General features: G+C 57.8%; 21 protein-coding genes. 12 read left to right on the top strand and 9 right to left on the bottom strand.

The genetic code is table 11. From position 1 onward, the window contains the following. Positions 1-20 precede the first annotated feature (20 nt). Positions 21-836 (top strand): TIGR00282 family metallophosphoesterase, encoded by an 816-nt coding sequence (locus A0U92_RS08650; RefSeq protein WP_077812873.1) that lies wholly within the window; start codon positions 21-23, stop codon positions 834-836. Between the two features lie 26 nt (positions 837-862). Here A0U92_RS08650 and A0U92_RS08645 read toward each other — a convergent pair whose 3' ends face one another. Both A0U92_RS08645 and A0U92_RS08640 read right to left on the bottom strand, forming a co-directional pair. Then, entirely contained in the window at positions 863-1654 is a 792-nt protein-coding gene (locus tag A0U92_RS08645; RefSeq protein WP_077812872.1) for a hypothetical protein, read from the bottom strand. Positions 1655-1878: 224 nt separating this feature from the next. Continuing rightward, positions 1879-2556, bottom strand: a complete 678-nt coding sequence (locus tag A0U92_RS08640) for an HAD hydrolase-like protein (RefSeq protein WP_236748054.1) — start codon at positions 2554-2556, stop codon at positions 1879-1881. 96 nt (positions 2557-2652) lie between these two features. On the opposite strand from A0U92_RS08640, the gene glmU reads away from it, so the two are divergent. From glmU to A0U92_RS08625, 3 genes are all read left to right on the top strand, one after another. After that, entirely contained in the window at positions 2653-4008 is a 1356-nt protein-coding gene (gene glmU / locus A0U92_RS08635; RefSeq protein WP_077814331.1) for a bifunctional UDP-N-acetylglucosamine diphosphorylase/glucosamine-1-phosphate N-acetyltransferase GlmU, read from the top strand. Beyond that, positions 4008-5834 (top strand): glutamine--fructose-6-phosphate transaminase (isomerizing), encoded by a 1827-nt coding sequence (glmS, locus tag A0U92_RS08630; RefSeq protein ID WP_077812871.1) that lies wholly within the window; start codon positions 4008-4010, stop codon positions 5832-5834. Before glmU ends, glmS begins: the two co-directional genes overlap by 1 nt. Before the next feature lie 346 nt (positions 5835-6180). Beyond that, positions 6181-7146 (top strand): DMT family transporter, encoded by a 966-nt coding sequence (locus A0U92_RS08625; RefSeq protein ID WP_236748053.1) that lies wholly within the window; start codon positions 6181-6183, stop codon positions 7144-7146. A 186-nt stretch (positions 7147-7332) separates the two neighbouring features. Here the strand turns inward: A0U92_RS08625 and A0U92_RS08620 are convergent, their stop codons facing one another. Next, positions 7333-8043: a YfdX family protein gene (locus A0U92_RS08620; protein ID WP_077812869.1), complete on the bottom strand. Its 711-nt coding sequence runs from the start codon at positions 8041-8043 to the stop codon at positions 7333-7335. 189 nt (positions 8044-8232) lie between these two features. After that, the gene (locus A0U92_RS08615) at positions 8233-9021 is read right to left on the bottom strand and encodes an inositol monophosphatase family protein (RefSeq protein WP_187668730.1); all 789 of its coding nucleotides are present in this window, start codon (positions 9019-9021) and stop codon (positions 8233-8235) included. A 193-nt stretch (positions 9022-9214) separates the two neighbouring features. On the opposite strand from A0U92_RS08615, the gene A0U92_RS08610 reads away from it, so the two are divergent. Together A0U92_RS08610 and A0U92_RS08605 are read left to right on the top strand one after the other, a co-directional pair. Continuing rightward, the gene (locus tag A0U92_RS08610; protein ID WP_077814330.1) at positions 9215-9775 is read left to right on the top strand and encodes a VOC family protein; all 561 of its coding nucleotides are present in this window, start codon (positions 9215-9217) and stop codon (positions 9773-9775) included. Beyond that, on the top strand, positions 9772-10293 hold the full coding sequence (locus A0U92_RS08605; protein WP_077812867.1) for a cupin domain-containing protein: 522 nt from the start codon (positions 9772-9774) through the stop codon (positions 10291-10293). The genes A0U92_RS08610 and A0U92_RS08605 overlap by 4 nt, the downstream gene beginning before the upstream one ends. A 60-nt stretch (positions 10294-10353) precedes the next feature. On the opposite strand, the gene A0U92_RS08600 is transcribed toward A0U92_RS08605, so the two are convergent. After that, positions 10354-10731 (bottom strand): VOC family protein, encoded by a 378-nt coding sequence (locus A0U92_RS08600; RefSeq protein ID WP_077812866.1) that lies wholly within the window; start codon positions 10729-10731, stop codon positions 10354-10356. 179 nt (positions 10732-10910) lie between these two features. On the opposite strand from A0U92_RS08600, the gene A0U92_RS08595 reads away from it, so the two are divergent. The 4 genes from A0U92_RS08595 to A0U92_RS08580 all read left to right on the top strand — a co-directional run bounded on the left by A0U92_RS08595 (position 10911) and on the right by A0U92_RS08580 (position 14590). Continuing rightward, positions 10911-11609 (top strand): HAD hydrolase-like protein, encoded by a 699-nt coding sequence (locus A0U92_RS08595; RefSeq protein ID WP_077812865.1) that lies wholly within the window; start codon positions 10911-10913, stop codon positions 11607-11609. A gap of 171 nt (positions 11610-11780) precedes the next feature. Beyond that, positions 11781-12878, top strand: coding sequence for a branched-chain amino acid aminotransferase (locus tag A0U92_RS08590; RefSeq protein ID WP_077812864.1), 1098 nt, complete (start codon positions 11781-11783; stop codon positions 12876-12878). Positions 12879-12930: 52 nt separating this feature from the next. Next, positions 12931-13698: a Crp/Fnr family transcriptional regulator gene (locus tag A0U92_RS08585; protein WP_236748052.1), complete on the top strand. Its 768-nt coding sequence runs from the start codon at positions 12931-12933 to the stop codon at positions 13696-13698. A gap of 178 nt (positions 13699-13876) precedes the next feature. Then, entirely contained in the window at positions 13877-14590 is a 714-nt protein-coding gene (locus A0U92_RS08580; protein WP_236748051.1) for a JAB domain-containing protein, read from the top strand. A gap of 75 nt (positions 14591-14665) precedes the next feature. Here the strand turns inward: A0U92_RS08580 and A0U92_RS08575 are convergent, their stop codons facing one another. Both A0U92_RS08575 and A0U92_RS08570 read right to left on the bottom strand, forming a co-directional pair. Then, the gene (locus A0U92_RS08575) at positions 14666-15745 is read right to left on the bottom strand and encodes an alpha-E domain-containing protein (RefSeq protein ID WP_077812861.1); all 1080 of its coding nucleotides are present in this window, start codon (positions 15743-15745) and stop codon (positions 14666-14668) included. Continuing rightward, positions 15727-17235, bottom strand: a complete 1509-nt coding sequence (locus A0U92_RS08570) for a circularly permuted type 2 ATP-grasp protein (protein ID WP_077812860.1) — start codon at positions 17233-17235, stop codon at positions 15727-15729. The genes A0U92_RS08575 and A0U92_RS08570 overlap by 19 nt, the downstream gene beginning before the upstream one ends. Positions 17236-17441: 206 nt before the next feature. Between A0U92_RS08570 and A0U92_RS08565 the strand changes: the two genes are divergently transcribed. Further along, positions 17442-18284: a DUF1217 domain-containing protein gene (locus A0U92_RS08565; protein ID WP_077812859.1), complete on the top strand. Its 843-nt coding sequence runs from the start codon at positions 17442-17444 to the stop codon at positions 18282-18284. Between the two features lie 39 nt (positions 18285-18323). On the opposite strand, the gene A0U92_RS08560 is transcribed toward A0U92_RS08565, so the two are convergent. Further along, complete coding sequence (locus A0U92_RS08560; protein WP_236748050.1) at positions 18324-19211, bottom strand: alpha/beta fold hydrolase; 888 nt, start codon at positions 19209-19211, stop codon at positions 18324-18326. 73 nt (positions 19212-19284) lie between these two features. Between A0U92_RS08560 and A0U92_RS08555 the strand changes: the two genes are divergently transcribed. Continuing rightward, entirely contained in the window at positions 19285-20763 is a 1479-nt protein-coding gene (locus A0U92_RS08555; protein ID WP_077812858.1) for a pyridoxal phosphate-dependent decarboxylase family protein, read from the top strand. Here A0U92_RS08555 and A0U92_RS08550 read toward each other — a convergent pair. Continuing rightward, positions 20746-22650, bottom strand: a complete 1905-nt coding sequence (locus A0U92_RS08550) for a cobaltochelatase CobT-related protein (protein ID WP_077812857.1) — start codon at positions 22648-22650, stop codon at positions 20746-20748. The genes A0U92_RS08555 and A0U92_RS08550 overlap by 18 nt on opposite strands. Between the last annotated feature and the right edge of the window lie 13 nt (positions 22651-22663).

Below are 22663 nucleotides of genomic sequence, written 5' to 3'. Positions count from 1 at the left end.
ATCATTGTGAGAGTCATGTCGTGAGAATTCTGTTTCTGGGAGATGTTGTCGGGCGTAGCGGACGAGACGGCGTGACCTCCCGTCTTCCCACGCTTCGTGAGCGACTGGCCCTCGACCTTGTGATCGTCAACGCTGAAAACGCCAGTCACGGATTTGGACTTTCGCCTGGAATAGCGCGGGATCTGATGGGGTGCGGCGTGGATGTCATCACGCTGGGCAATCACGCATGGGATCGTCGCGACCTTATCGGTGAAATCGATGGGATGCCCACGGTTGTGCGGCCGCTGAATTTCCCCCCCGGCACACCGGGACAGGGCAGCACGATTGTCACGCTTACAGATGGCCGAAAGGCGCTTGTTGCGAATGTCATGGGGCGCCTCTTCATGGACCCTCTCGATGACCCGTTCCGCCTGACGCTTGAGCTGCTTGCCAGACATCGTCTCGGCGTCACAGTGCAGGCGGCCATCGTGGATGTGCACGCGGAAGCCAGCAGCGAGAAATGGGCGCTCGGTTACGTCCTGGACGGCAAGGTGTCGCTGGTGGTGGGTACCCATACCCATACTCCCACTGCCGATCACCGCATTCTCCACGGAGGAACGGCGTTTCAGAGTGATGCGGGGATGTGCGGCGACTACGATAGCGTCATCGGCATGCAGAAAGACGCCGCTGTCGCCCGCTTTGTCCGCAAGATGCCGGGGGAGCGCCTGCAGCCAGCGGAAGGAGAGGCGACGGTCTGCGGCCTGATGGTCGAGACAGACGACGCGACTGGCCTTGCCCGGCGGGTCGCCCCCTTGCGGCAGGGAGGAATGCTGTCAGAAACGTTCCCGGATTTCTGACTGGTTCAGCGTGTCGTCCTGTCTGCTCATTGACCTCTGGCGATGCCCAGGCGGAGTGAAGGATCGCCCACAAAGGTGGATGCGCCCGTGTGGGAAAGCTCAAGACCGGGATCGAGCCAGACCTCGCCGCCAAGAGCGCGCCATCGTCTGCAGAACGTGAAATCCTCGCTGAGGTAAGTGCCGGTTTCAGGATCGACCATGCAGTCAAAGAGGGCGTAGGCGTCTGTCTCGACGGACGCTGAGTTGTCCTGCGCGACTGGGGCGTCAATCCGTTTGTAGCGGGTCTCCGGATAGGCTTCGATCATACGCTGGACAGCTCTCCGGGAAATGAGCATGAAACCCGTTCCGGCATAGCCTGCCTTGACCAGCCCGGCGTAAGGGCCTTCGCCGGGCTGATGCTCATGCAGCGAGGTGCTTTCGCCGACATAGCGCAGGGAGGCCGTTTCAGCAGGCTCGTCTCTTTTGATGAGGACGTCTGTGAACGTATCCCAGTAACGGTCCTTGAGAGGGTAGAGCCCGGCGACAAGGTCTTTTCCTGCCGCCACAAGTCGTGGCACGGCATCCGGGGCGAAGCCGATGTCACTGTCGACAAAGAGAATATGAGACGCATCGCTCTGGGCGTAGAACTGGTGCAGCAGCGTATTGCGTGAGCGTGTGACCAGAGCATCATTCCCGACGAGTGACAGAGTCAGTTCGATCCCGTGATGCTGGGCCATGGCCATGCAGCCGATGACTGACTGCATGTAGGTCTGCGTGACCAGTCCGCCAAAGCAAGGCGTGGCGATGAAAACATGAGGGGAGGTCTGTGAAGCGTACACTCGTCCGGCCTTGATCTGTTCAGGGCACGGTAGCTCGCGGATATTTCAGATCGCTTAAAACCGGAAAATCATTAATTGGAAATTTGTTTGTGTAGTGTGAACTGAATGATGATGCCTGCCGGATTTAACCGGCAGGAAAGATGACGCCATCATTTTGTGGAAGTCGTTTCAATAAATACATCAGATGCTGACCCAATACGCCATTTCTTATGAAACGGAAGTCTTCAGTCTGTAGCCAGAAGCGTGTCAGCAAGGGCAGGAATGTCGGAAAATTTTTCGGCTTCCGCCGAGGCTCCGGCTGCATAAGCGGGAATACCGTAGCCCCACCCGGCGAAGATTGAGTCTACTCCCGCTCCCTGTGCCGCCAGAATGTCGTTGGCATGATCTCCAACCATGATGGATCTGGCGGGTGTGCTGTTGGCGAGCGCAATGGTGCCCAGAAGATGCGCTGGATCTGGTTTGCGGGCAGGGAAGGAATCCCCGCCACCTACTGCTGCGAATAGATTAAGAACACCAAGGGTCCGCAGGATATCTGTCGCGGCCAGGACGGGTTTGTTGGTGCATACGGCCAGAGCCACACCTTCGCTGGCCAGGCGGTGAAGCGTTTCCTCCGCGCCCGGAAACAGGCGGGAGCGGTCTGTTGAACGCGGTCCGTAAAGCTCCATGAAACGATGAACCGCGCTCTGCGGGTCGATATTTTTTGCACCCGCGTGATCGAGCGCCCGCTCGACCAGCCTGCCGACACCATCTCCAATCATGGTCCGGACAGCGTCCTGCGAAGGGGCGGGGAGCCCATGTTCTGCCAGCAGCAGTCCTACACAGTCAGACAGATCGGGAAGTGAGTCGACGAGGGTGCCGTCGAGATCGAAAACCACCAGTCGCATGCCGTGTCGCCCCACCATCAATCCGGTCCGGAAAAGCAGAGTAACGCGAAGTGAAACAGAAACACACCTCACAGGTTTGACAGTATCCCGCCAGTGGCTTACCGCCAGAAAACCATGACAAAACCGTCCGCAAACCGCTCTTCCACAGCCGTTCTCCTCGCAGCCGGTCTCGGCACGCGGATGCGCTCTTCCCTGCCGAAGGCGCTTCAGCCACTGGCGGGACAGCCGATGCTGAGCCATCTGATCGCCAGTGCTGCAAAGATATTCGATCGTGTCGTCGTCGTTATCGGCCCCGACATGGACGATCTCGCGCGCTGTGCCGAGCCCCACGCAACGGTGATCCAGCATGACCGCCTCGGCACGGCCCATGCGGCGCTTCAGGCAGAAGACCTGTTTGGTGATGGCGACGTTGCGGTTCTCTATGCCGACAATCCGCTCATCACGCCCGAGACGCTCCGGCGCATGCTCGACACGCGGCGGAGTGAGACAGGGCATACGGACCTCGCACTGCTCGCCATGCGGCCCGCCACGCCCGGCCGGTACGGTCGTGTGATCCTCAATGACACCGGAACGGTCGAAAAGATCGTTGAGTGGGCTGACGCCTCGGATGCCGAGCGCACCGTTGATCTGTGCAATGCCGGTGTTTTCTGCGCCGACGCGACCCGTTTCCGCGAGTGGCTGCACAAGGTCGGCAATGCGAACAGCAAGGGCGAGTATTACCTGACGGATGTAGTCGGCATCGTGCGGGAGCAGGGCGGCATCATTCGCGCTGTCGAAGCACCGGAGAGTGAACTGCTCGGCGTGAATTCGCGCGTCGAACTGGCGGAAGCCGAGGCGACCGTCCAGCGTCGTCTGCGTCGTGAGGCAATGGAGCACGGCGTGACCCTGACTGCGCCGGAGACCGTCTTCTTCTCGTTCGATACGGTGCTGGAGCCTGATGTGGTCGTGCAGCCGAACGTGGTCTTCGGGCGCGGCGTGACGGTGCGTTCCGGTGCGGAAATCAGGGCGTTCAGTCATCTCGAACAGTGCGAGGTGGGGTCGAAATCGCTGATCGGCCCTTATGCGCGACTGCGTCCTGGCACAAAGCTGGGTGAGGGCTGTCACGTCGGCAATTTCGTCGAACTCAAGGCCACGACGATGGGAGACGGTGCAAAAGCCAACCATCTCACCTATCTTGGGGATGCGAGCATCGGGGCGGCCACCAATGTCGGGGCCGGGACGATCACCTGCAATTATGATGGCGTGTTCAAGCACCGCACGACCATCGGCGCGAACGCCTTTATCGGTTCGGATTCCATTCTCGTTGCCCCGGTGACGATTGGGGATGGCGCACTGGTGGCGGCAGGAAGTGTCATCACCAATGATGTGGAGCCGGACGCGCTGGCGGTTGCGCGCGGTGTGCAGACAAACAAAACTGGATGGGCGGCACGTTTCCGTGCAGCGCTCCGGGCAAAGAAGGAACAGGGCTGATGTGCGGTATCTGTGGCGTCGTAGGACACAGACAGGCAACGCCGATCGTCTTTGAAGGTCTGCGTCGGCTGGAATATCGGGGCTATGACTCGGCCGGCGTCGCCACACTGAATGCCGACGGTCATATCGAGCGTCGCCGCGCGGCAGGCAAGCTGGATAATCTCGGCAAGATTCTGGAGCAGACCCCCCTGCATGGGAAGACCGCCATCGGTCACACCCGCTGGGCCACGCACGGCGCACCGACCGAAACCAACGCGCATCCGCATGGAACCGCTCGTGTGGCCATCGTGCATAACGGTATCATCGAGAATTTCGAAACCCTGCGGACCGAGCTTGAGGCCGAAGGCCAGAGCTTCGAGACCGAGACGGACAGCGAGACGATCGCCAAGCTGGTCGATCATTATCTCGGTGCGGGTCAGTCGCCGCGCGAGGCCGCTTTTTCAGCCCTGCGCCGTCTGGAAGGGGCTTATGCCATAGCCATGATCTTCGCCGAGCATGAAGGGCTGATGATCGGAGCCCGTCATGGCGCACCATTGGCTGTCGGTTTTGGCGATGGCGAGATGTTTCTGGGCTCAGACAGTCTCGCGCTGGCTCCCCTGACGCGCCGCATCGCCTATCTTGATGATGGCGACTGCGTCGTTCTGAACCGTGATGGGGCCGAGTTCTTCGATCACTCCGGCGAGCGAGTCGAGCGAACCATCCAGACGACGGCGCTCATTGCCGGTGCGGTCGGCAAGGACGGTTATCGTCACTATATGGAGAAGGAACTCCACGAGCATCCGCTGGTCATTGGCCAGACGCTTCAGCGGATGATCGATCCGGCGACCCGCAGGGTTGTGCTGCCGGAGATGCCGTTCGATCTCGCCACCATTCCCCGTGCCGTCATAACCGCCTGTGGTTCGGCTTTTTATGCGGGTGTCGTTGGACGCTACTGGCTTGAAGAAATCGCTCGTCTTCCGGTGGATATCGATGTCGCCAGCGAGATGCGTTACCGCAACCCGCCTCTGACGCCGGGCTCGCTGGGTATTCTGATTTCCCAGTCGGGTGAGACAGCAGACACCCTGGCAGCGCTACGCGGGTTTAAAAACGCTGGCCTGCCGATCCTGTCGATCCTGAACGCTGAACATAGCAGCATGGCCCGCGACAGTGACGCGGTGCTGGGTACTGTCGCAGGGCCGGAAATTTCGGTGGCTTCAACCAAGGCGTTTACAGCACAGTTGACGGTGCTGGCGTGCCTGACCATCGCCATTGCCCGGATGCGTGGCGAACTTGATGCGGATGGTGAGGAAGAGCTGGTTTCAGCTCTTCTTGATCTGCCCAGCCGTGCGGCAGATGTGTTCACGCATGGCGATGCCATTCGCCAGATGGCGTCGGTCGTGGCTGAGGCGCGTGATGTGCTTTATCTCGGCAGAGGCAGCGCCTATCCGGTCGCCATGGAAGGCGCGCTGAAACTCAAGGAGATCTCCTACATCCATGCGGAAGCCTATGCTGCTGGCGAGATGAAGCACGGGCCGATTTCCTTGATTGACCGCACGGTGCCCATCGTGGCGACAGTGCCGTCCGGCGTGCTTTTCGATAAAACCCTGTCCAATCTTCAGGAGGCAAAGGCGCGTGGTGGCCGTCTTCTGGCGTTCACCGACGAAGTCGGCAGGGATCGTCTGTCCGCCATCGCCGAGCAGACGATTGCGCTGCCCAAGGTGCATCCGTTTGTCACGCCCATCATCCAGACGATCGGCGTGCAGATGCTGGCTTACGAAACAGCCCTTCTCAAAGGCACGGATGTCGATCAGCCACGCAATCTGGCGAAGTCGGTTACGGTCGAGTAGGGCCGCCTTGCGGGAGCAGAACTGCTCCCGATTATAGTAAAGATGTCCTTGAAATATAGCATTGACCGCGAAGCCCCTGCTTCAGGGTTTTTCTTTTGGGACTCGCATATCTGATTTGTGGATAAGTAATATGAAAATTTTAAGTTAATATTGTTTGAAATAATTGAGCGCTATTTTTCCGGAGACCTGCGTATTTCGTAGTGCAGAAAAACACGCTGTAAATTTTTTTTGTGCCAGCCGCATAATAGCGCGTGACGTTATATAGCGCGATGATTATACGCGGCTCCCTGTTTCAGGCCCACACAACTGTTTTTCGCATTTCTCCAGCAGACGGCGTAATAATTCCATGACTCCGAGAGACCTCTTTACCGGAATGACGCTCGCCTTTGGAGCTTATGCGGCTTTTTCCATCAGTGACGCTTTTTCCAAACTGCTGGCAGGATCTCTGGACCCGTTTGAAGTCGCCTTTTCCGGAGGTGTCTTCGGCTTTCTGATCCTGCCGTTCATCCGGCAGAAAGGAGAGTCCTACATCGATGTCGTACGTCCGCAGTTGTGGACGATGTGGTTTCTCAGAGCGATCTGCGTTTTCGTGGCGACGGCGGCGAGTGTCGAAGCCTTCATGCTTCTGCCCATGCCGGAAGCCATGTCGCTGATGTTCCTGATGCCGCTGTTCGTGACGATCATTTCAGTAGTTTTTCTGAAAGAAAAAGTCATCTTCTGGGCCTGGCTTGCGGTCATTCTCGGCTTTATCGGCGTGCTGATTGTGCTGCGTCCGGGCTTCCGCGCCCTGCATTTCGGACATCTGTGCGCCCTGGTCGCCGCGTTTGCGAACGCGGGCAGCGTGATCACCTATCGTCTGGCTGATCGTGAGAAGACCCGTCTGTCCCTGTTCGGATCGAGCCTTATCGGTCCGATCATTGGAAACGGCATTCTGATGGGCGTGCATGCAACATGGCCCGCCTCCGTCAAAGACTGGGTTTTCCTGTTCGGCTACGGATTTCTCGCGGCTCTTGGTCAGTTGCTGATGATGATGGCGACGGCAAAGGCGCCTGCAAACCGCGTGGCGCTCCCACAATATAGCCAGATGGTGTGGGGCGTGGTGCTCAGCTACATCGTCTTCAGGGAGCCGCTGGACGGCTGGACCTTTGTCGGCATCACGGTGCTGATGTTCTCGGGTGTGCTGAACTGGATTCGCCAGCGCATCCGCTATGAGCGGATGGCCATGAAAGAACGCAAGGAACGCAAGCTGGCGGCCAAGCGCTCCAACGAAATCGCACGGGGATCAGTAGTCACCGCGTCGAAGCGTTTCTGAGCGAGGGGAGTGAGCCTCTGCATCGTTTGCAAATGCACGCATGGACCATGCAGTCCGCTTGAGGCCTGACTGACTGAAAAAACGGACCTTTGTCAGCGAACGCTCCGCCTGCTTTCCGCACATCTCATGCAGCATAAAATTACTCCTGATCGATCCAACGGATGATCAGGAGTAATCTTGTCAGCCTTACTGTGCTGTCTTGGCTGCCGGAGCAGAGGCAGGTGCCGAAGCCTTTGCGGGCGCGGCCTTTGCATCCATCAGGTCATCATCGACGAATACGAGGCCGTTCAGTGCCTGGGTCACCGCATCAAGTGCAGCCTGCGGATTGCGACCTTCCGTGAAGACCTGCGCACGGTTCACTGCACCCTGTGTGGCGTTCAGTGGAGCCAGAGCCACGATGAAGTCCAGATTGTCATCGACAACCTGCATGGTCTCTGCGGCCTGAGGAGCCTTGCCGGCCTTGATCTGGCTGTTAGCGGCTGCGATGGCGGCTTTCTTTTCGGGAGCCAGCGTTTCCGTTTCCACAAACTCACCACCAACCGGGATCCAGACGTCCTGTGTGGTGGAAGGTGTGTGGCCCGGTGCTGCCGGATGCTGCGGCGCCGGGGTCAGGGAGGCTTCAGCCGTGACAAATTTTTTGTCCGCCTTTGAAGCCGCTGTCAGGCTTTTGTTCGCATCATAGAGGAGCGGGATGGCCTGCTCCGTCTTGCCTGCCGCCAGCAGGTCATGGGCCTGAAGCAGATCACCGAAAGCACGCTGCCCGTCGGCGGACAGATGCTTCAGGGCGCGACCTGCCTTGTATTTCTCCCAGACCACATGCGCTGATGCTGCGTGAGCGAATGTCGGTGCTGTCGCCAGACCGGTCGCCAGCATGAGAGAGAGTGCAATTTTCTTCATGTTTCAAACTCCTTGTCGTCATTCGAAAATGACATGGGCTGCAAGGTATCGTGCGTAAGGTGCGGCGAGAACCCTGTTTGAGACATGAAAGGTCATTGTTTTGTAGCTGACTGTTACATAAGGCTGTTTTTGACGGTCACCGGGTGGCGTCGCGCCACCTGGGCCAAGGGTGTCAGATGACCTGGGGCATCAGATGAGTGGAATCTGTACGGCTTTCGCCAGAGCGTCAGCAATGCCGGGCGCGACGGCAAGAATGGTTGCGCCTCCGGTCAGGCCGCCATCACGCAGAAAGGGAGAAACTTTCGCGCCCGACTCCGCCAGAATGGGGAGAGCGCCGGCGACATCCCAGAGATTGATGACGATTTCGATGTAGGCGTCGAGCCGCCCGCAAGCCACATCGGTCAGCGCCAGCGCGCCGGAACCACCCGAACGGGGCATCGCGCCTGAGTCCAGAATGGCTCCGATCTTTTCCATGAAAATCGGTTTCGGCACCCGGTTGCTCCAGCCCATCTCGATCATGGCGCTGCGTGTGTCATTTACGGGTGACGCCTTGATGGGTTTGCCATTCAGGAAAGCGCCCTTGCCGATCAGGCCTGTATAGGTTTCGCCAAGAGCGGGCGCGCAGACGATGCCGGCAACTGGATGGTCATCTTCCAGAAGACCGAGCGAGACACACCAGCGATTGCGGCCGCGTGCGAAATTGGAGGTGCCGTCGATGGGATCGACAACCCAGCGCAGACTGCCACTGCGTGTCGCGCCTTCCTCCTCCCCCTGAAATCCGTCATCCGGGAAAAGAGCCGCCATACGTCTGGAGATGAACGCTTCAACCGCACCGTCTGCTTCCGTCAGCCAGTCTTGTGCCGATTTCAGCGTGCCGACCGGTCCACCCGGAGGCGGTCTCATGGAAAGGGCCAGCCGTGCGGCATCATCCACAACGGCGCGTGCCGCTTCAAAACGGCGTTCAATGGCAACAGTCATGAGCATGTTTCCCGGCGGGGGCCGGTCTCCTGTCAGGCAGGATGACGATGCGTCACCCTTTCTTGAAACAGGACAAGAAATAGGCCGGGGAGCGGGGGCGCGTCGAGAGCGCCGGTTCTGTCCATCGGGTTTTCAGATGCAACTGATCAGCGCAGGAGCCGTTGTTTTCAGAGATGGATCAGGAGAAGCGGCCATGAAAGAGACCGAAGATTGTTCAGGTCTGCCACGCGGGATTGATCATGTCGGTGTGACTGTCCCTGACATCAACGCGGCTCTGGGTTTTCTGGAAAAAGCCTTCGGAGCTGTTCCGCTTTACCGCAATGTGACGCCGGATCACCCGCAGGAGGGAAGTAAGGTCGAAAAGATTCTGGACCTTGTACCCGGAACGGTCGTGAAAGAAATGTGCATGGTTGCGCTGGGGCAGGGGCCTTGTATCGAACTTTTTGAAATGCACGGCCCGGAACAGCATTCCGCCCTGCGCCCCTGCGATTTCGGGCTTCAGCATTTCGCGGTCTATGTTGACGATATCGAAGCAGGATGCGCCCGTTTCACTGAAGCCGGGGGTGTTCTGATGACAGAGCCGCAGAAGCAGCCTTCACTGGAAGAAGGGCCGGGCAACCTGTTCTGCTACGGAAAGACACCCTGGGGCATGATTGTCGAACTGTTGGCTACCCCTAGCAGGGAGCGCTTTGATGCGGTGTCACCCGAAAAACGCTATCAGCCTCCGCGCAGGCAGTCTGGAAAAGCAGAATGATAAAGCCCGGAACGATTTTTGCCGGACTGGCGGGTCTGCTCAGTGTCGTCGGAATGGCGCGGGCCGATGAGACGCCGCCTCACCCGACCATGTGGTACTGGCATAACTGGAGCGATCACGACGGTATCAGTCACATGACACACTGCCCGATCCGTAACTTTGATCTGAAAACCATGTCGAAACCGGCTGGACCGCAGTGGCAGGATCGTCTGAAGGAAGGCCCGGCTCAGGTGATCTTCACTGTGCAACCAGCGCACTGGGACGGAGCATGGCATCCCGATCCGAAAGTACAGTGGATCGTCCCGCTCAAAGGGTCCTGGTACGTAACGGCCATGGATGGGCACAAAGTCGTCATGGGACCGGGTGAGGTCTCGTTGGGTGAGGATCAGCTCAGCCGCAAGGACCAGCAGGGCCATATCGGGCATGACGCAGGAAATGTGGGTGATGACCCGGTCGAGTTGATGGTTGTTCAAACCAGTGACACACCAACCAGCGACCAGCCCTGCCGTTTCAAATAAATACAGGCGGACAAGGCGATACCGGAAATCGATCTTCCGGTATCATCCTGTTAAGCAGCCTTACATGGAATGCAGGGCGCAGAGCTTGTTGCCGTCTGGATCACGCAGATAGGCGAGATACAGGTCACCCGTCGCATTCTTGCGTACGCCTGGCGGGTCTTCGATCTGGACACCACCGTTCTCGCCACCGGCTTTCCACCATGCGTCGATCTTTTCCGGCGTCTCGATCGCGAAACCGACGGTCGAGCCGTTGCCTCCGGTGGCGGGTTCGCCATTGAGAGGCTTGCCGATGACGAGACGCTGGCCGTTATGGCTGTAAACGAGGCGTCCCTTTGGATTCAGGGTTGCCGGTGCGCCACCGATTGCCGCGAAGATGGCGTCGTAGAATTTGCGTGATCTTTCGATGTCGTTACTGCCAAGCATGATGTGGCTGAACATAGGCGATCTCCAGAGTTTCAGATCGTGCCGGGCCTGCACTATTTTAAGCAGGCCTTGCAGGGCACCATCCACAGGCCGCACGCTACAGGCAGCCGCGATATTCAGACAAGACCCTTACCGGGAGGCCAGATGACAGACACTGCATTGACGGCTGTCCGGAAGCGTATTCAACTGGAAGTATGACAGCGCACCCTCTTGCCGGTTCCTCGGTTCTTTTCGATCTCGATGGAACAATCATCGACTCCCGTGCAGGGATCGTCGCAACAATCCGTAAAGTGATCCGCGAGCTTGGCCATGATCCTGATCTGGATCAGGATCTCACCTGGGTCGTGGGGCCGCCGCTGAGAGATCTGATTGGAGAGGTTCTCCGGCATTATGGCGATGACCGCTGTGACCACGCGATGGCGTGTTACCGATGGCATTACGAAGCCGAGGGCATGTTCCAGACGCCTGTTTTCCCGGGAATGCGGGAGGCGATAGCAACCATCAAAGAGGCGGGCGCCTCCCTCTATATTGCGACATCCAAACCCAGAACGCTGGCTCGCGCCATCCTTGAACGTGCGGGACTGTTGACAGAATTCCGGGAAGTCTATGGCGCCCGTCCGGATGACAGCGGCGCGGAAAAGCCGGAACTGATCGCCTCCGTCCTGTCCGATCACGGGATTGAAAAGCATCACGCCATCATGCTCGGAGATCGACGGTTCGATATCTCCGGCGCGCACGCCAACGCCATCCGGGCCATTGGCATCGCGTGGGGTTATGGTGGAGAAGGTGAGCTGGTCAGTGCTGGCGCGGAAGCCATTGCTGAAATGCCGGCCGATCTACCCACGCTTGTCTCCGGGCAACTGGAAGCCGCCCTGAAACATGTTCATGCCTAGGAGCTGTTCCCAAGGGATTGACCGATCGGTCATTGCATTGGAAACAGGCGGCAGAATTGCGTCGCAACCGGATTGCCCAAAGCGATATTTTCCGCTCAAGTGTGGCGCAATAGTGGCCCAGGCGGCCATGGAACCACAGTAAGCCCGTTGAAAAGGGCAGGAGAGCAGGTCGTGAGCAGCGCCGAGGACATCAGCTTCGAAACCCTTCCGCATTCCAATCTTACGTCGCCGGAAAAGCGGGCCGAGCTTATGGCCAACCCCGCGTTCGGGCGTATCGCCACCGATCATATGGTTATGATCCGCTACAAGGATGGCGAAGGCTGGCATGATGCGAAGGTTATGCCGCGCGGTCCTCTGACACTCGATCCGTCTGCTGCGGTTCTGCACTATGCTCAGGAAATCTTTGAGGGCATGAAGGCTTTCCGCACCGAGGATAATGGCATCGCCATCTTCCGCCCCGATGCCAATGCCCGCCGTTTCCGCTCGTCTGCCGAACGCATGGCCATGCCAGAGCTGCCGGAGTCACTCTTCATCCGCGCTGTTGATGAACTCGTGAAAGCGGACCGCGACTGGGTACCGTCGGGTGAGAACGCCAGCCTGTATATCCGTCCTTTCATGTTCGCCAATGACGCCTTTCTGGGCGTCAAACCGGCATCGGAATATCTGTTTCTGGTGATCGCGGCGCCTGTGGGAGCCTATTTCAGCTCAGGTGCTGTGACTGTGTGGGTTTCCGAGACCTACACGCGTGCGGCCCCCGGCGGCACAGGTGCTGCGAAGTGTGGCGGCAACTATGCCGCCTCCCTGCTGGCGCAGGCGGAAGCCAAGGCGCAGGGCTGCGATCAGGTTGTGTTCCTTGACGCCGTCGAACACCGCTACATTGAAGAAATGGGCGGCATGAACATATTCTTCGTGTTCGATGACGGCTCCATCAGCACGCCGGGCCTGACCGGAACCATTCTGCCCGGCATCACGCGTGACTCGATCCTCACGATCGCCCGCGAGAAAGGCATGACGGTGCGTGAGGAGGCGTATTCGATCGATCAGTGGCTCGCGGATGCGAAGTCTGGACGTCTGACCGAGACCTTCGCCTGCGGCACGGCTGCTGCTGTTTCTCCGATTGGCGCTGTCCGCACCAAGAGCGGCGGTGAAGTCAAGATTTCGGGAGGAACAGGCCCAGGTCCTGTGACCAGCGCCCTGCGGGAATCGTTGATCGGGACGCAGCGCGGCCGTGTTGCGGACACATATAACTGGGTGCATCGCGTCTGCTGAAACCGTTCGGCGGACAAATCTGATCAGCCCTTACGGAGCCGACACTTCTTCAGTGTCGGCTCCCGCGTTTCTACCCATTCATTTCAGACTGGTTTTGATGAAGATTCTCGCCACTCCTTTGCCGAAAGTTCGTATCTGCGCCATCGGACACTGGCCTGTGGACCGCATTGATCATGGTGGTTTCCTGATTCTGGACGATGTGGTGCAGAAGGAACTGGCTGGAATTGCCTCACTGGTTTCCTACGACTGCAAGGAAAAGATTTTCGTTCAGGATACGCCCGCACAATATATCTACATTCCGCATTCAGGAGCTGTGCGCGTCGCTCACCAGCTTGCGGATGGAAGAAACCAGATCGTCGCCTTCTTCATGCCGGGGGAACCATTCGGGCTGGGCGGGAACGGTGTTTATCTGAACTCCGCCAGTGCGCTCACGGATTGCTGCCTTATCCGGATACCGCGTGACGCGTTACACGAACTCTGTAATCACGAACCCCGGCTACAGCAGGATTGTCTTGTGGGCGCCATGGCGCAACTGCGGCTGTCACAACGGCATCTGCTGATCGTCACGCATCAGAGAGTGCTGAAACGTGTTGCTGATTTCCTGCTGGAATGCAGCCACCAGCCGGAGGTTTTTGATTCCGGAAGAAACGTTCTGAATCTGATCATGGACCGTTCCGATATCGCTGACTATCTGGGTACGTCTGTGGAAACGGTCAGTCGTACGCTGGGGAAACTTGAAGAAGATGGTCTGGTCAAGCGTCTTGATTCCCGCAATCTCTGGCTAGATCAGTCACGACTCACGGCGGTTCTCAATAATTAGGATATTATTTTAAATAAACTGCACAGATAATTCGTCTTAATTTTAGTATTTGTTTATATAAAAAAACAAAATTGGCGGTATTAAATGAAATAATAAGACTATAGACTTTCGATGCTTTCTGTTTGCGTCGAGGCTTCTCGTGAATGATGGATTTTCAGACGGAGCGACATTCCGTGACTTGAATGTTCACGGGACCAGACTGTCTCCTGACCCAACCAGAGCGCTCCTCGACAGCGGATTGTCTATGCGGGAAGAGGGTGGTCTCGTCACTGATCATCCTGTTCTTGACGATATTGCAGCACTGTCCGCGCTTGTACGTCTGGCCATGCCGAAGCACGAGGAACCGATGCTTCTTGCGGGTATGCTTCTTGCCCGATTCGGGTCATTTGCGGGTACTCTTACAGCTTCAGCACAGGCTTTGCGTTCTGTTGCCGGGATAGGGCCTTACATGCTCGCAGCCGTAACAGTCTTTCGTGAGGCTGCAATCAGACTTCAGAAATCCCGACTGACAGACCTGGAAATTCTTTCGGACCGGAGCAGGCTGTATGCTTACCTGTCAGCCGTTCTGGCTCGGGAAGTCATTGAACAGTTCCATATTCTTTTTCTGGATGAGATCGGGCTGCTGATTGCTGACGAAGCGCAGGCGAGGGGCACGGTCAATCACACGCCGGTCTATCCAAGGGAAGTCGTGCGTCGGGCTCTGGAACTGAAAGCGACAGCGCTGATCCTTGTGCACAACCATCCGAGCGGAGATCCGGCGCCTTCGGCTGAAGATCTCGCCATGACCAGACAGGTTGTCGCTGCTGCCGGCGTTCTGGGGATCACTGTGCGGGACCACGTTATTGTCGGAAACGGCAGATGGCTGAGTTTCGCGGAATCAGGGCTGCTTTAGTCACACAGGACACCTGAAAAAATATGGCCGGGGAAAGGCCCGGCCAATGTTCAAAGATTAAAAACTGTGACCCGATCAGCTCTGACTCTGTGTTTGCGATGTAAAGGCGGGAAGGGGCTCAAGCGGAGCCATGGGCCAGATGGACTTTGCCACAACCGGCTCAGTTGGCCAGAAAGCCTGGGCAATCTCATTCTGAACCTTCTGAAGTTCGCTCTGAATCCAGTCACAGAACTCGTGCAGTCCGTTGACAATGATCTGTGCTGCTGTCTGACTTTCCAGCACTGCGGACAGATGTTCCACACGTTCCAGAATATTGGATGACGCAAGAAGACGGTAATCCCGACGAAGCTGGGTAAGGCCGTTATGAACGAGCCTGAGGTTGGTCGCCAGCGAGCGTGGAAATGCGGCGCTTTTCAGCAGGAAGCCGATGACGCTGGAAGGGCGGATATCTCCTGCCATGACCCGTCTGTAAGCGTGGTAGCCCGCTGCCGAGCGCAGGAGGGCGGACCACTGGCTGATATCGACTTCCGATCCCACGCCGGCCTCTGATGGCAGAAGCGTATGGTATTTGATGTCAATCAGACGGGTGATCTGGTCGGCCCGCTCAAGGAAGCGTCCGATATTGTAGAAGACCGATACCTGATCCCGATAGAGCGTACCTTCCGTGATGCCGGTGTGGGTCTGGCACTCTTCCTTGATTTTCGCGCAGAGGGTCGAGATTTCACCCGGACGGATATCTCCAGCTTTCAGGTCGCGAATAAAGTTGGTGAACACGTTCAGTTGCGCCCACATCTCCACGGAAATGATCGGGCGCAGGGAGCGTGCGTTTTCACGGGCGGCATGAGCCAGTCCTGCGATTGATGTCGGGTTGTCTCTTTCAATCACATAAAAAGAGATGACCTGTTCCGCCGAGTCCTGATGGTGCGCCTTGAAAAACCTCTCGTCATCCGCATTGATCTGGATGATGGCTTTCCAGCCCTCCGTTGCGCCGGAACGAACGAAGGTTTCGGTTATATCAATGATGCGCGCCAGATTTTCTATGCGCTCCATGTAGCGGGCGAGCCACATGGAACATTCGGCATACCGCGACAGAAGCGGCTGCGGAGGGAGGGTTGCGATCGGATCGACAGTAATGGTCATGATGCCAGTACCCATGTGTCCTTGGAGCCACCGCCCTGGGACGAATTGACGACGAGTGAGCCACGTTTCAGGGCCACGCGGGACAGACCGCCGGGAAGCACCCATGTGTCCTTGCCGGTAACGGCGAAAGGCCGCAGATCGACATGACGATTTTCAAGGCCGGTTTCACACAGGGTGGGGCAGACCGAAAGCTGCACGACAGGCTGGCTGATATAGTTCGCGGGATCATCTTTCAGCTTGCGGCTGAAGTCGGACAGTTCTTCTTTTGTCGCGTGCGGGCCGATCAGAAGGCCATAGCCGCCTGATTCACCGACAGGTTTGACAACCAGCTTGTCGAGATTGGCCAGTGTGTAGGCCAGACCCTCCGGTTCCGCGCAGATATGCGTCTCAACATTGGAAAGAATCGGCTCTTCCGAGAGGTAATACTGAATGATCCTCGGCATGTACGCATAAACAGCCTTGTCATCCGCCACACCCGTGCCGATGGCGTTGGCGATGGTCACATTCCCTTTGCGATAGGCCCGCACCAGTCCGGGCACGCCCAGCATGCTTGAGGAATCAAAGGCTTCCGGATCAAGAAAATCATCGTTGAGGCGACGGTATATGGAGTGGACGGGTCGCAGACCTGCTGTCGTGCGCATGTAGACACGATCGTTTTCAGTGACGAGGTCGCGCCCTTCCACGAGGGGAACTCCCATCTCGCGAGCGAGGAAAACATGCTCAAAATAGGCAGAGTTGTAGATGCCCGGAGAAAGAAGGACGACCTGTGGATTGTCTACGCCTTCTGGGGCTACCTGGCTGAGCGCATCCTGAAGCCGCATGCCATATTCGTCCACCGGCATGAGATCGATGCCCGAGGCGATGTCGGGCATGACGCGCAACGTCGTATGACGGTTTTCGATCACATACGATACACCGGATGGTGTGCGCCCGTTATCTTCCAGTACGAGGAAGCGGCCTGTCTCGTCGCGGACAAGATCGGTGCCATCGATATGGATGTAGGTGCCGCCGGGCACGTCCAGACCCATCATGGCGTTGCAGAAATTGGCATTTCCGACGACCAGTTCACGCGGAATGATCCCGTCCTTGAGGACGTTCTGGTCGTGATAGATGTCCCACAGGAACATGTTCAGGGCTTTGACGCGCTGTTTCACCCCTGCTTCCACATGACGCCATTCTGGTTGTGTCAGGATGCGGGGAACAAGGTCAAACGGCAGGATACGGTCAATGGCGTCCCTGTCGGAATAAACGGTGAAGGTGATGCCGAGATTGTACAGTTCCTGTTCGGCCTGCGCCGCGCGGGCACGGAGGTCGTCGAGAGGGAGCGCGTTCAATCGTTGTCGGAGCAGGTCGATCCGGGGATCGAGCGGCGCCCCGGCATTGGTGAGTTCGCAGAAAAAATGCCCATTGCGATAGGCGGAGAACAGGCCTTCAGACGGCGTGTCAGCGGAAAAGCCGCTGGCAGTCGGGGAAGGTCCGGTCTGTTTGTGCGTATAGTTGCCCATTCGTGCTCCTGACCGCTTTTCTCCTGGAAAACGTAGCCTGCCGGGAGAAGTTCATTACAGAAGAGCAAGAAAATTTCGTGTCGCCAAGCTTAAAATTAACCTTGAGCATTCATTCCACGTATATGGCTTTAACTGACCGTTAACAGAGAAGGAGCAATCTGCGGACAGACGCAAACGCCGGAAAAGCCGGCTGATGGAGGTCTCCCATGTCTGTTATCACCGGTCTCTCACCTGTCGCCCTGTATGAGCAAGATCTCAAGGACGAGGCGAAATCGGCTTCCGATTACGCCAAGACAGACGCGACGGTGAGTAACTATACGTCATCCTTTGAAGCCGATGCCGTAACGATAACGTCTGCTTCCGCCCTGATGAAGAACTACAAGGCGCTTTCTGTTGTTCTCGGTGCTTATGGTCTCGGGTCGATTCAGAACTCCACGGCGCTGGTGAAAGACCTCCTTACGCAGGATCCGAAGGCCGCCACATCTGTATCGGCCAAATCAGGCAATGCGGCCTGGACAGCGTTTGCAAAAGCCTTTGCTGCATTCAATACAAGTGGCACTTCGGCTTCCACGACATCACCTTTTGCCGATCAATCGACCGTTGATTCGATCGTCACCAAATATGAAGAGAAGTCATATGAAACTGGACTGGAGGCTCAGAGGAGTACTTCCGGTGTTGGTAACGCTCTTTATTTCACGAGAACAATGACAACAGGCATGACGGTCGATCAGATCATGTCGGATGCCACTCTTCTGAAAGTCGTTGAAACCGTCAGCGGGTATAATCCAATGCAGTTCGGTCTTCTGGATTACGATGAACAGAAGCGTCTGATCGAAAAAACGTACCAACCATCGGATTTTTCATCTCAAGCGAATATCCAGAAATATGCAGAACGTTATCTGGCTATTCTCCAGTTCAATCCGCAGACAATCACCCAGCCTTCAACAATATTGTCGCTTTATGGTTCGGATGGGTCGAATGACCCAACTCTCAGTCTGTTTGGCATCACCTCGAGCGGCACATCCCTTGTCGCTTCGCTGTTCGGTTAAACGAGATAGACAGCGATTGGATCTGCGCTCATTCGCAGCTTACCTGCCATCGCTACATGACATGGCGGCCAGAAAATTCTGCATGGCGGATATTGTTTCTTCCGGCACTTCTTCAGGAAGAAAATGCTCTCCCGGGAGCGCCTGGCCCGTCACCGTGCTGGCCGAGACGGCCTGCCACAGCGCGACGGGATTGTACCAACCGCCAATACGGCCTTTTTTACCCCAGAGCACCAGAACGGGACATTGAAGTTCGGGACGGGATGCCGGCCATGAAAATGGAATGTTACTCCGCCAGACCTGCGCGGAGAGATAGTCTTTAACGGCCTCCGGTGAAAAATAGCTGTCTTCAGAAATGGGATCGGATAGCCATTCAGCTGGTATCTGCACTGAATTGGCCTCAGGTTTGGGATGAAGCTGACCAAACCAGCAACTCTCATATTGCGTCAGGGAAAAAGCCATATCGTCACGGCCTGTGTGATCAGGGCCGGGCAGGGCTTCGAGCAGGATAAGAGCCTTTACACGAGACGGCTGCTGTCCGGCGACTTCGCACGCGACCCGCGCTCCATAATCCTGTCCTGCAAGAATGAGGCTGTGATGGCCAAGACTATCCGCCAGACTAAGCAGATCTGCAGCCTGCTCTGAAAGTGATCGTTCCGGATGCAGGTCCGGGCATATCACCGTGTGCTGTGCGCTGAGAGCCGGTGCTATCCTGTGCCACATGGCGTGGGTTTCGGGCCGACCATGAAGGAGCATGAGCAGCGGGCCGCTTCCGCCCAGACAGAAGTGATAGGGGATATCGTTCACAATTCTGGTTGTGCGGGAAAAACCGTCGAACAGCATGATTTGTCCTCGCTCCGGATCGCTGTAATTCGAGATCATTGCAATCAATGGCTTACGATGATCAGCATAGCATGCATTGGTCTTCATCAATCCAGTTCTGTATGAAAGCACGGTGATGGCCTGAGTTTCCTGCCGGCCTGTTTCTTGCGAAAGCGTTCTCATGGTGGATGATACCGACCTGTTCTCTTCTCTTGATCCTCAGGGAGCGGACTGGGACAGGCTCAGAGCCACTGGGCATCGTCTGCTCGATATGATGTTCGATAATCTGCAAAACCTCAGGGAGCAGCCTGTGTGGCAGCCCTTGCCTGATGACATGCGTGCAGGATTTCGTAACGCTCCGGTTCCAGATCAGGGAATGGACGCAGACGCCTTCGGTGAGGTGTTCCGGGAGACAGTTCTCCCTTACAGCGTAGGCAACCGCCATCCGGGCTTCATGGGGTGGGTGCATGGAGGCGGCACTCCTGTCGGTATGCTGGCGGAATTGCTGGCCGCAGGTCTCAACGCCAATCTGGGTGGTAGGGACCACGCGCCGGTGGAAGTCGAACGCATGGTGATCCGCTGGGCCGCGACCCTGATGGGCTTTCCGGAAACGGCATCGGGCCTGTTTGTCACAGGCTCTTCAATTGCCAACTTTATCGCCGTGATCGTCGCCAGTCGCGCTGCGGAAAATGGTCTGTCCCTACGAGAAAATGGGATGAGGGACCGATCGCTGGTAGGATATGCCGCCCGGAGCGCGCACGGGTGTGTCAGCAGGGCGTTTGATCTTGCCGGGCTCGGATCAGATGCGCTGCGTCTGGTGCCTCTGGATGACAGCTTCCGTATGGATACAACGGCTCTGAAGGAAATGATCGCCGCTGACAGGCAAGCGGGCCTCGAACCCTTCCTTGTGGTCGGTACGGCCGGGACCGTCGATGTCGGTGCGATTGACCCGCTTGAGGCCATCGCCGGTATTGCCGCTGAGGAAGGCGTCTGGTTCCACGTGGACGGTGCTTTCGGCGCGATGGCGGCTCTCTCTCCACGTTTTAAAGAGGCTTTGTCTGGTCTTGAAAAAGCCGACAGTCTTGCCTTCGACTTCCACAAATGGGCGCAGGTTCCCTATGACGCGGGATGTGTGATCGTGAGGGATTCCACCAAACATGCCGCGGCGTTTGCGCAGACCCTGTCCTATCTCTCGCGGGAAGATCGAGGTCTTGCCGCGGGCGCGCCATGGTTCTGCGACCTTGGTCCTGATCTGTCCCGGGGGTTCAGGGCGCTGAAAGTCTGGGCAACGTTGTCGGTCTACGGAACGCAGCGTCTTGGCCAGATGGTGGACAATTGTTGTGCCGTTGCGCGTCATCTCGCTGACCGCGTCGCCGCTGAACCGACACTCGACCTCATGGCGCCTGTAACGCTGGATATCGTCTGCTTCAGACTTCGTGATCCAGCACTGACGGACGAACAACTCGATCATCTGAACGGTGAGGTCGTGAAGGACGTTCAGGAGTCAGGGCTGGCGGCTCCCTCGACGACACGTATCAACGGGCGTCTGGTGATCCGGGCCGCCATCGTCAACCACAGGACGATGGTGGCGGATGTCGACCGGATGGTGGATGCGGTTCTCTGTTTTGCCGCAAAGCGTCGCTCAGGATTGCCCGCCTGAGCGACGTGCGCCTTCATCGAACAGTTCGGACAGCTTTTTCATCATCGTGCCGCCGAGTTCTTCGGCGTCCGTGATCGTGACGGCCCGCCGGTAATAGCGCGTCACGTCATGCCCGATGCCAATGGCGACCAGCTCAATCTCGCTGCGACTTTCGATCGCCTTGATGACCTCGCGCAGATGGTCTTCCAGATAGGAACTCGGGTTGGCCGACAGGGTGCTGTCATCCACGGGCGCCCCGTCGGAGATCACCATCAGGATGCGGCGCTGCTCCGGGCGGCCGCGCAGGCGTCGCGAGGCCCAGAGAAGCGCCTCCCCATCGATATTTTCCTTGAGCAGACCTTCACGCAGCATCAGCCCGAGATTGCGGCGGGCCCGCCGCAGGGGGGTATCGGCAGACTTGTAGATGATGTGCCGCAGATCGTTCAGACGTCCGGGATTTTTCGGCTTTCCGTCAGTCGTCCACTTCTCACGACTCTGGCCGCCTTTCCAGGCGCGTGTCGTGAAGCCGAGAATTTCCACCTTGACACCACAGCGCTCAAGCGTGCGGGCGAGGATATCGCCACACATCGCCGCCACGGAAATCGGTCGTCCGCGCATGGAGCCGGAGTTGTCGATCAGAAGCGTGACGGCAGTATCACGAAACTCCGTCTCGCTTTCCTGTTTGTAAGACAGGGAAAGGGTAGGGTTGACGACAATCCGTGAGAGACGTCCGGCATCAAGGATGCCTTCTTCCAGATCGAAGTTCCATGAACGGGTCTGCTGGGCGAGAAGCTTGCGTTGCAGGCGGTTTGCCAGTCGTGAAATCACGCCGGTCAGCGCCGCCAGCTGGACGTCGAGCTGCTGGCGCAGGCGTGTCAGTTCGTCTTCGTCACACAGATCCTCTGCGGCAATTTCCTCGTCAAACTGGATGGTGTAGGCGTGATAACCGGATGCGGTGTCACCTGGGGTGGCAGGCCGCCCCTCATTGGGACCGGAAGGATCGCCGGTGCCGTCCGTATCGCCCGACTCCATTTCAGTGGACTCATCCGGGTCGCCAGTTTCTCCGCTGCCATCCATCAGTTGAGGTTCGGCGCCAGCCTGTTCCTCTTCCATCTCGTCGGTCGAAGGCTGCTCTTCCGGCGCGGCTGGCGGCTCCTCCGCACCCTCTTCATCCTCACCGGTGGCGTCTTCTTCTCCGTTATCGTCGCTTTCGGGCATCTCGCTGTCGAGTTCAACAAGGGAACATGCCGCCATCAGCTTCTGCGAGGCGCGTGAATAGGCGGCCTGATCGTTCTGGGCGGCGCTGAGCGCTTCAAGCGCTTTCAGGGCGTCAGGCGAGAGCGTGCGGCTCCAGTCATCGAGCAGAGGGCGGACAATCTCCGGCACAGGCCGTCCGCTGATCCTGGCACGGGCAAGCAGCCCAAGAGCGAAGGCTGTGGGAAGCTGCTCCTTGCTGGACATGTGCGACACGCCGAGGTCGCGGCATTCCTGCTCCAGCTTCTGGTCCAGATTGGCGGCTACGCCGAGCATGTGGCGTGAACCGACGGCTTCAATACGCGCCATTTCGAGTGCGTCGTAAGCAGCACGGGCCGCACCGTCATCCGGTTGATGAGACCGATGAAAATCCGCGTCGTGATGCCTGATTTTCAGGGCTTCAGAATCAGCCGCTCCACGAATACGGGTGGCTTCATCCTCCGTGGCATGGCGTGAAGGCTGGGGAAGGCGGATCGGCCCTTCCTGATCCAGAGGGCCGGGCGGCATGTTCCCGGAGTGGAAGGTGACATTGGTGTCAGGCCGTCCGCCCATGGCGCGAATAGCCCCGACCGTCGCACGCCGGAACGCCTCGGCCTTGTCAGCCGCATCATTCACTGTGGGAAGGGGCGGGGAAGAACGGGGACGTTCGGCCATGTCCAGTCTTTTT

Origin of the sequence: Acetobacter aceti (genome assembly GCF_002005445.1) — a bacterium.
GTDB lineage: Bacteria > Pseudomonadota > Alphaproteobacteria > Acetobacterales > Acetobacteraceae > Acetobacter > Acetobacter aceti_B.
This window is presented reverse-complemented; position numbering and strand designations above follow the sequence as displayed.

Excerpts from the sequence above, each read along its gene's own strand:
- A0U92_RS08565 (WP_077812859.1), top strand. The coding sequence starts at position 17,442 with ATGTCTGTTATCACCGGTCTCTCACCTGTCGCCCTGTATGAGCAAGAT.
- A0U92_RS08605 (WP_077812867.1), top strand. The coding sequence starts at position 9,772 with ATGATAAAGCCCGGAACGATTTTTGCCGGACTGGCGGGTCTGCTCAGT.
- A0U92_RS08570 (WP_077812860.1), bottom strand. The coding sequence starts at position 17,235 with ATGGGCAACTATACGCACAAACAGACCGGACCTTCCCCGACTGCCAGC.
- glmS (WP_077812871.1), top strand. The coding sequence starts at position 4,008 with ATGTGCGGTATCTGTGGCGTCGTAGGACACAGACAGGCAACGCCGATC.
- A0U92_RS08625 (WP_236748053.1), top strand. The coding sequence starts at position 6,181 with ATGACTCCGAGAGACCTCTTTACCGGAATGACGCTCGCCTTTGGAGCT.
- A0U92_RS08575 (WP_077812861.1), bottom strand. The coding sequence starts at position 15,745 with ATGGGTACTGGCATCATGACCATTACTGTCGATCCGATCGCAACCCTC.
- A0U92_RS08600 (WP_077812866.1), bottom strand. The coding sequence starts at position 10,731 with ATGTTCAGCCACATCATGCTTGGCAGTAACGACATCGAAAGATCACGC.
- glmU (WP_077814331.1), top strand. The coding sequence starts at position 2,653 with ATGACAAAACCGTCCGCAAACCGCTCTTCCACAGCCGTTCTCCTCGCA.
- A0U92_RS08560 (WP_236748050.1), bottom strand. The coding sequence starts at position 19,211 with ATGAAGACCAATGCATGCTATGCTGATCATCGTAAGCCATTGATTGCA.
- A0U92_RS08615 (WP_187668730.1), bottom strand. The coding sequence starts at position 9,021 with ATGACTGTTGCCATTGAACGCCGTTTTGAAGCGGCACGCGCCGTTGTG.
- A0U92_RS08620 (WP_077812869.1), bottom strand. The coding sequence starts at position 8,043 with ATGAAGAAAATTGCACTCTCTCTCATGCTGGCGACCGGTCTGGCGACA.
- A0U92_RS08555 (WP_077812858.1), top strand. The coding sequence starts at position 19,285 with ATGGTGGATGATACCGACCTGTTCTCTTCTCTTGATCCTCAGGGAGCG.
- A0U92_RS08550 (WP_077812857.1), bottom strand. The coding sequence starts at position 22,650 with ATGGCCGAACGTCCCCGTTCTTCCCCGCCCCTTCCCACAGTGAATGAT.
- A0U92_RS08610 (WP_077814330.1), top strand. The coding sequence starts at position 9,215 with ATGAAAGAGACCGAAGATTGTTCAGGTCTGCCACGCGGGATTGATCAT.
- A0U92_RS08640 (WP_236748054.1), bottom strand. The coding sequence starts at position 2,556 with ATGGTGGGGCGACACGGCATGCGACTGGTGGTTTTCGATCTCGACGGC.
- A0U92_RS08595 (WP_077812865.1), top strand. The coding sequence starts at position 10,911 with ATGACAGCGCACCCTCTTGCCGGTTCCTCGGTTCTTTTCGATCTCGAT.